This is a genomic window from Novosphingobium panipatense, assembly GCF_900182875.1.
Lineage (GTDB): Bacteria > Pseudomonadota > Alphaproteobacteria > Sphingomonadales > Sphingomonadaceae > Novosphingobium > Novosphingobium panipatense.
In genome coordinates this window covers 93,855-101,796 of the sequence record NZ_FXUI01000011.1, presented here as the reverse complement: position 1 = coordinate 101,796, position 7,942 = coordinate 93,855, and the positions used below count along the sequence as shown (strand labels likewise).

Here is a 7,942-nt window from a genome sequence, read left to right as displayed (position 1 = left end):
CTTGGCGACCGCTGCAAAACCGTGTGGTCCGCTGCGGTGAAGCGCCCTCTAAGGTGACCCCGCGATTCGGTCAAACACTAATTTCAAAAATGTTTTCAACAGAACCCGGTGGATGTTCCATCGTCCTCAAACCATCGAAGCGGTGGCACTGCCGGTTCTGCTCCCCATATACGAAATGCAGCCGACAATCGCCTCTGGAGAATGCATGGCCGACATAGACCCCAAACAGGCATCGAAGGGCCGCTGGATTTTTCAGTGTGGCCTCAAGGGCCTCTGCCCCCGCTGCGGCAAGGGGCCGATGTTCCGCAGATGGCTCAAACTGCAGGATCACTGCCCCAGTTGTGGGCTGGACTACGGGTTCGCCGCGCCTGATGATGGCCCGGCTTTCTTTTCTCTGTGCATAGTGGCGTTCCCGCTCACCTTCTTCGCAGTCTGGCTGCAGGTTCGGTTCGAGCCGCCGCTATGGGTCCACCTTGTGACGTCCTTCCCCTTGCTGGGTCTGGGGTGCGTTCTTCCCCTTCACTACATAAAGGGATGGCTGGTCGCTTCCCAATATGTGAACAAGGCGCAGGAAGCAGGGACCGAAAAGCTCTGGGCGGACCTGAACTCCAGACATTCAGGAGACGCGGAAAAGCCCTGAAGGCCGCCTTGCGGCGCGAACCCGCAGGGCTTGCGCCTTGCACTTTTGAGCGATGCGCGTATAGGGCGTCGCGAAAACGTGCGCGCGATTCCCGCGCATGTCGTGGTCTGCGCCAGCGACACGATGGCAAACGCCGGTTTCGGCACCGCCCTTTGATGTACCAGTGTTTTATCGAGGATAGAAGTTGATGAGCGATCGCAAGGCAGAGGCCGCCACCTTGGCTCCTTCGGCCGTTCTGGAGCCCACCGGAGCGTTGACGGTGGAAGAAGTGCTGTCCGTACGCCATTGGAACGAGCATCTCTTCAGCTTCAAGATCACGCGACCGGCTTCGTTTCGCTTCCGCTCGGGCGAGTTCGTCATGATCGGCCTGCCTGGCGACAACGGGAAGCCGATCCTTCGCGCCTATTCCATCGCTAGCCCCTCCTGGGCCGAGGAGCTCGAGTTCCTTTCCATCAAGGTTCCGGATGGCCCGCTGACATCCAAGCTTCAGCTGATCCAGCCCGGCGACCACATCTACCTCGGCCGCAAGCCCACCGGGACGCTGGTGACCGATGCGCTCCTGCCCGGCAAGCGGTTGTTCCTGTTCGGATCGGGCACCGGCCTTGCGCCGTTCCTCTCCCTCATCCGTGACCCTGACGTTTACGAGTACTTCGAGCAGGTCGTGGTGGTCCACTCAGTGCGCACTGTGGCGGATCTTGCCTTCCGCGAAGAACTGGAAAGCCAACTGGCGGGTGATCCGCTGGTGGAGGATCAGGCCCTGCTGCAGCTTACCTACGTGCCTACGGTGACGCGCGAGCCGTTCCACACGACGGGGCGCATTAACACGCTGATCGAGAACGGCCGCCTGTTTCAGGGCCTCAAGGGCGAAGCGCGGCTTGATCCCGCGACCGATCGCGTGATGCTATGCGGCTCGATGGCGATGAACAAGGACATCGCCGCAATGCTGGAAGGCATGGGCTTTACCGAAGGCTCGAACAACAAGCCCGCCGATTTCGTCATTGAGCGCGCTTTCGTCGGTTAAGACGAACACAAGCCGCCTGAAGACGGCCTGCCCCTGCCGGGCGGGCCGTTTTTTTGTGCAAGCTGCCGGACGGCTAGGGATCGAAAAGCGGCCAGCACCATCTACCTTCATCTGTCGAGTGATGCGGGAACGCCGTGCGGATCCGCGTGTTAGCGGATGCAGCAACAGGAGGTTCGCACGTGTCGCACGGTTCCGCCGACTTTTCCTTTTCCCGTCCTGATCGGATGATCAACGAGCTTGGCGCGGAGTACACCGGAGAAGGCACGCATTTCGGCGTGTTTTCTGAAAACGCCGAAGCCATTGAACTATGTCTATTCTCCGAGGATGGGGAGGAGGAGACGGCGCGCCTCGAACTGCCCTCCCGCGAAGGGTCGATCTTCTCAGGCTACCTGCCCGGAGTGAGGCCGGGCCAGCTTTACGGTTTCCGGGCGCACGGGCCCTATGATCCGGCGAACGGACACCGCTTCAACCCGAACAAGCTGCTGCTCGACCCCTATGCGCGCGAGGTGTCCGGTTCACTCCACTGGGATGATGCGCTGTGGGGCTATGACCTGCTGACCGGTGACGACACCACGTTCGACACTCGCGATTCAGCCGCGTTCATGGTGAAGGGGGTCGTCCAGGACCCGGACTTCGACTGGGAGGGTGACAAGGCGCTGGCCCGCCCGTGGACAGAGACGATCATCTACGAGGCTCATGTGCGCGGCCTCACGATGCTGCACCCGGACGTTCCCGAAGCTCTGCGCGGAACGTACGAAGGGATGGCCAGCGAACCCATTCTCGATCACCTCAAGAAGCTGGGCGTCAGCGCGATAGAGCTGCTGCCTTCCCAGTTCTTCCTTGATGACAGGATGCTGCTCGACAAGGGACTGTCGAACTACTGGGGCTATCAGACGCTCGGCTTCTTCGCGCCGGAACCGCGCTTCCTGCGCAACGGCGATCTGGCGCCCCGCGCCATCCGTCAGTTCAAGGATATGGTGAAGCGGTTCCACAAGGCCGGGATCGAAGTCATCATGGACGTGGTCTACAACCACACCGCCGAAGGATCCGAAAAAGGCCCGACCCTCAGCTTCCGAGGGCTGGACAATGCCAGCTACTACATGCTCAGCCCGGAAAACCCGCGGTTCAGCTTCGACAACACGGGCACGGGCAACACCCTTTCGGTCGCGCACCCGATGGTCATGCGGATGGTGCTCGACAGCCTGCGCTACTGGGTGCAGGTCATGCACGTGGATGGCTTCCGCTTCGATCTGGCATCGACACTGGGACGTGAAGGCCACGGTTTCGACCGCGAGGGCGGCTTCTTCGATGCCATTCGCCAAGACCCTATCCTTTCCGGCGTAAAGCTGATCGCGGAACCATGGGACATCGGCATGGGCGGTTACCAGGTCGGCGGCTTTCCACACCCGTTTCGGGAGTGGAACGACAAGTTCAGGGACGATGTCCGGGCCTTCTGGCGCGGTGACGAGGGGCTGGTGGGAGACATCGCCCAGCGAGTCATCGGGTCGCCCGTCCAGTTCAACCATTCCGATAGAGCTGCCACCAGCTCGATCAACTTCCTGGCGGCGCACGACGGCTTCACGCTGATGGACACAGTGTCCTTCAACGATCGCCACAATGAGGCGAATGGCGAGGACGGCGCGGATGGTCACGACAACAACATTTCGGACAACATGGGCTGCGAAGGGCCGTCCGAGGACGAAGGCCTCAATGCGGCTCGCGCGCGGCGCCGGCGGGCCATGGTCGCAACGCTGATGATCAGCCAGGGCGTTCCCATGCTGTTGTCGGGCGACGAGATCGGCAACAGCCAGCAGGGCAACAACAACGTCTACTGCCAGGACAACGCCACGGCGTGGATCGACTGGGAAGCGGCGGACGGGGCGTTCCTGGATTTCTGCAGCCGCATGATCGAATTGCGCCACCAGTTCCCCGTGCTGGCGCAGGAGAACTTCCTTCTCGGCAAGACCGGCGATAACGAGCGTGTGGAAGTGGCATGGTTCCAGCCGGACGGGCGCGAAATGGACGAGGAGCTTTGGAGCCAGGCCGGCCTGCGTGTGCTGGGCGTGCTGGTCGACTATTCCACGCGCGAAGTGTTCCTGGACGGCGGCCGTCCGCTCTTTGCAGTGCTCAACGCGGGTGACGGGCTGAACTTTGCCCTGCCGGAAGGCAGCTGGGTCCGAATGCTCGACACCGCGAGAGACGATCCTTTCGCGGAAGAGCCGATCGGCGACGGGATGGCCGCCATCTCTCCGGCAAGCGTCTGCCTGTTTCGCCCTTCCTGATGGCCCGGCAGACCTGGGGCGCTCGCCCGCTCGACGACACGCGCTGGTCCTTCGCTCTGTGGGCGCCGGATGCCAGCAGCGTTGAACTGGAACTTGCTGGCAAAGCCCTGTCCGCGGCACCGGACGGCGACGGAGGGTGGCGCGTGGAGGCCGCCGCCGCGGCGGACCTGCCGTACCGCTGGATGATCGACGGCACGGCCTATCCCGACCCCGCAGCGCGCGCGCAGATGAGCGACGTCCACGGCCCGTCCCGTCTGGTCGATCCGCGAGCCTTCACATGGAGCCGCGAATGGCCGGGGCGCCCCTGGCACGAGGCGGTGATCTACGAATTGCATGTGGGCACGTTTACGCCGGAAGGCACGTTCCGGGCCATGATCGACCATCTGCCTCGCCTTGCCGAGCTCGGCGTTACCGTCATCGAGCTGATGCCCGTCGCCCAGTTCGAAGGCGCGCGGGGCTGGGGTTATGACGGCGTACTGCCTTACGCTCCGCACCCGGCCTATGGCACGCCCGATGATCTGCGTGCGCTTGTCGATGCCGCCCACGGCCTCGGCCTCAGCGTACTGCTCGACGTGGTCTATAATCACTTCGGGCCTTCCGGGAATTACCTCGGCGCGTGGTGCCCGTCCTTCTTCCACCCCGAGCGGGCCTCACCCTGGGGGCAGGGCATTGCGTTCGAGACGCCGGCCGTGCGTGAGTTCTTCATCGACAACGCCCTGCACTGGCTGGACGAGTATCGCTTTGACGGCCTTCGCCTTGATGCCGTTCACGCGATCGAGGATCACTCAAGCCTTCATTTTCTGGACGAACTGGGTCAGCGGATACGCGCGCGGGGTTACGAGCGGCCGATTCATCTGGTGACAGAGGACGAGCGCAATCTTGCCCGTTACTTCGCGCCGGATGCGCCTTATGACGGCACCTGGAACGATGACTGGCATCACGCGGCGCACTGCCTGCTCACCGGCGAGGACGAGAGCTACTATGCTCCGTTTGCAGTGGATCCCGTCGGCGATCTTGCGACGGCACTTGCCGATGGGTACGTCGAGCAGGGGCAGGTTCGCAAGAACGGCGATGCTGAAGGCCGTGGTGAGCCTTCGAGTACCCTGCCGCGCACCGCTTTCGTGAACTTCCTCAGCAATCACGACCAGGTCGGGAACCGCGCGCGGGGCGAACGGCTGCACCACTTGACGGATGATGCGCACGCGTATCGCGTCGTAACCGCCCTCACCCTCCTTGCCCCCTTCCCGCCCATGCTGTTCATGGGAGAGGAGTTCCTCACCGAAGCTCCCTTCCAGTTCTTCGTCGATTTCGAAGGCGATCTGGCCGAGGCCGTCCGCAAGGGCCGCGCACAAGAGTTCGCAAGATTCAGCAGCTTCGGGGGAGAGGTTCCGGATCCTGTTTCCCGATCCACCTTCGAGACCTCGAAGATCGGGAGTCCCAGCCGCTCGGAGCAGCAGGAACACCAAAACTTCATCCGTAAGCTTCTGGAGTTGCGGCGAAAGCATGTCATTCCGCTGCTGGGCAAAGACCCGCATCCGGTCTCCAAGGTGCGGCGAAGTGAGTCTGACATATCCGCCCGCTGGAATTTCGGCGGCGGCGCGCTGCAGATCGACGTTCGCCTGGGAAGTAGCGCTAATCCCTTCCAGCCGGGTTCCGAACCCTTCCTGCTCCTCACCGATGAGGCATCTCCCTTCGCCTTCTCGGCGAGCGTCACCGCGGAATGATAGCAATGCCGTTTTCCACTCCCGTCGCCACCTACCGTCTCCAGCTGCGCAACGGCGTCGATCTCGATCGCGCGATCGGCCTTCTCCCGTGGCTCCGCCATCTGGGTGTGAGCCACCTGTACCTTTCTCCGCCCTTTCAAGCGGCCCAGGGATCGACTCACGGCTACGATGTGATCGATCCGACCCGGATCGACCCTGTCCTGGGAGGTGATGACGCCTTCCTCCGCCTGGCCAACGCGGCCAGGGACGTGGATCTTGGCATCATCGTCGATATCGTACCGAACCACATGGCCTTCGTCCCGGACAACCCCTGGCTTGCCGACGTCCTGCGGAACGGCCGAGACAGCGAACATGCCAGGATTTTCGACATAGACTGGGACCGCGGGCGCCTGCATTTTCCCGTGCTCGACGGAACCCCCGCAGACCTGCTCGCGAACGGCGATATCGGCATGGAAGGCCCGTCCGACGATCCCCGCCTGAGGATCTACGACCGTTTTTATCCCCTCCGCCTGAGCCCTCTATCCGAAAAGCTAGCCGGGGACCCTGCCTTGCTGGACGACGCGACGATGGCCCGCCTGCTGGACGAACAGCACTGGTCGGTCGGCCACTGGCGCGCGAGTGCTGCGGACATCATCCACCGGCGGTTCTTCAACATCACCGAATTGATCGGTGTGCGCCAGGAGGACCCCGACGTCTTCGCGTTGACGCACCGCTGGATTATAGACCAGGTCGGCGCGGGCCGCATTCAGGGTCTGCGCGTGGATCACATCGACGGCCTGGCTCGCCCCGGAGCCTATCTGCACCACCTGCGTCAGGCGGTGGGCGACACCCCGATCTGGATCGAGAAGATCGTAAAGGCAGGCGAGGATCTTCCGGCCTGGCCGATCGAAGGCATGAGCGGCTACGAGTTCATGACTCCCGTCACCCGGCTTCTCACCCATGGCGAGGGCCTCGATACCATTCGCGAAGCATCCGACGGTGCCGTTCCGGCCGACTATGCGCAGGAAGTGCGCAAGGTCCGCCGGGAGTTGCTGGACGATGTCTTTCTTCCCGAGCGGCGCCGCGTCGTTACAGCAGCCATGGCCGCCCTGGCCGCTGCGGACGATCTTCGGGCTGACCTCGACGAGGCGATAGCTACGCTAGCCTCACTGTGGCCGGTCTATCGCTCATACGCGGCCGATCTCGTGCCATTGTCCAAACTGATCACCGATGCCGTGGCCACACCGGAGGCGGCGCGCTGCAAGGCGCTGCTCGACCTGTTGCGGGCACCGGACGATCCCCTCGCCCGCGCCTTCGCCGCCCGCTTCGAGCAGCTGACGGGCGCGCTCACTGCGAAATCGGAGGAGGACACCGTCTTTTTCCGCAGCGTAGCCTATCTGCCGCTGTGCGAAGTCGGATCGGAACCGGACCTTGGCAGCCTCGACACTGAGGCGTTCGCCACGCAGATGAGGGAACGCGCGGACCGAACTCCCCTCGCCCTGAACGCCCTCTCGACTCACGACACCAAACGTTCCGCTGATGCGCGGGCCGTGCTCGTGGCGCTCAGTCACTTTCCTGCCCTCGCGCGCCGCCTCTACGACAAAGCGCGGCGGCAGGCCCGCGAGGCGAACCTTCCCGAGGGCTGGGGTCTCTACGCCCTGCAAACAGCGCTCATGCTGGCCGGCGAACCCGAAGCGCACGAGCGCATCGCCGACCATATCGCCAAAGCCATGCGAGAGGCCAAGGATCTCTCCCGTCATGAACTGCCCGATGAGGCTGCGGAGGATGCGGTGATCCAGCTCTGCCGCAACCTCCATCACGAATACGCTGCAGGTGGCCTCCTTCACCCAGCGGAGCGGGACGCGCTGAGGGCGGCGATAGAAACGCTCGTGCTCGCCCAGGCTGCGCTGCAGCTTACCGCCCCCGGCATTCCGGATATTTATCAGGGAACGGAAGGGGTCGCGATCGGACTGACGGATCCTGACAACCGGCGCGCGGTCGACTGGGCTGCTCTGGAAACTGGCAACGCCACGACCCTTGCGTCTCGCAAAACAGAACTGACCCGCGCGTTGCTGGCGCGGCGGCGCTCGCAGCCGGATCTGTTCGCCCGAGGCTCCTACACCCTACGGACGGAAGACGACGCATGGGTCGTGGAGCGCCGCCTGGAGGAGGAAAGCTTCACCCTGCGGATCCCCTGCCCCTCGTCACAGCACGGCTCCTCAACCCGCAAGTCGTAAATTTCATTGCGATAACGCAGTATTTGCTCAAGGCTTCTGGCGGCCCTTTTTACTGGAGA

6 protein-coding genes are annotated in these 7,942 nt (G+C 63.2%); all 6 read left to right on the top strand.

Annotation, left to right across the window (positions count from 1 at the left end; all coding sequences use genetic code 11):
• Positions 1-205 precede the first annotated feature (205 nt).
• Complete coding sequence (locus QOL62_RS15015) at positions 206-640, top strand: DUF983 domain-containing protein (protein WP_103728818.1); 435 nt, start codon at positions 206-208, stop codon at positions 638-640.
• Positions 641-670: 30 nt separating this feature from the next.
• Positions 671-796 carry a hypothetical protein gene (locus tag QOL62_RS15010; protein ID WP_283406860.1) on the top strand — a complete coding sequence of 42 codons (126 nt, stop codon included), beginning with the start codon at positions 671-673 and terminating at the stop codon, positions 794-796.
• 31 nt (positions 797-827) lie between these two features.
• Complete coding sequence (locus QOL62_RS15005) at positions 828-1,661, top strand: ferredoxin--NADP reductase (protein WP_103728810.1); 834 nt, start codon at positions 828-830, stop codon at positions 1,659-1,661.
• Positions 1,662-1,840: 179 nt separating this feature from the next.
• On the top strand, positions 1,841-3,943 hold the full coding sequence (glgX, locus tag QOL62_RS15000; protein ID WP_283406859.1) for a glycogen debranching protein GlgX: 2,103 nt from the start codon (positions 1,841-1,843) through the stop codon (positions 3,941-3,943).
• Positions 3,943-5,667: a malto-oligosyltrehalose trehalohydrolase gene (gene treZ, locus QOL62_RS14995; protein WP_283406858.1), complete on the top strand. Its 1,725-nt coding sequence runs from the start codon at positions 3,943-3,945 to the stop codon at positions 5,665-5,667. The genes glgX and treZ overlap by 1 nt, the downstream gene beginning before the upstream one ends.
• Positions 5,668-5,672: 5 nt before the next feature.
• The gene (treY, locus tag QOL62_RS14990; RefSeq protein ID WP_283406857.1) at positions 5,673-7,883 is read left to right on the top strand and encodes a malto-oligosyltrehalose synthase; all 2,211 of its coding nucleotides are present in this window, start codon (positions 5,673-5,675) and stop codon (positions 7,881-7,883) included.
• The last annotated feature ends 59 nt before the right edge of the window (positions 7,884-7,942 follow it).

Excerpts from the sequence above, each read along its gene's own strand:
- QOL62_RS15005 (WP_103728810.1), top strand. The coding sequence starts at position 828 with ATGAGCGATCGCAAGGCAGAGGCCGCCACCTTGGCTCCTTCGGCCGTT.
- treY (WP_283406857.1), top strand. The coding sequence starts at position 5,673 with ATGCCGTTTTCCACTCCCGTCGCCACCTACCGTCTCCAGCTGCGCAAC.
- QOL62_RS15015 (WP_103728818.1), top strand. The coding sequence starts at position 206 with ATGGCCGACATAGACCCCAAACAGGCATCGAAGGGCCGCTGGATTTTT.
- treZ (WP_283406858.1), top strand. The coding sequence starts at position 3,943 with ATGGCCCGGCAGACCTGGGGCGCTCGCCCGCTCGACGACACGCGCTGG.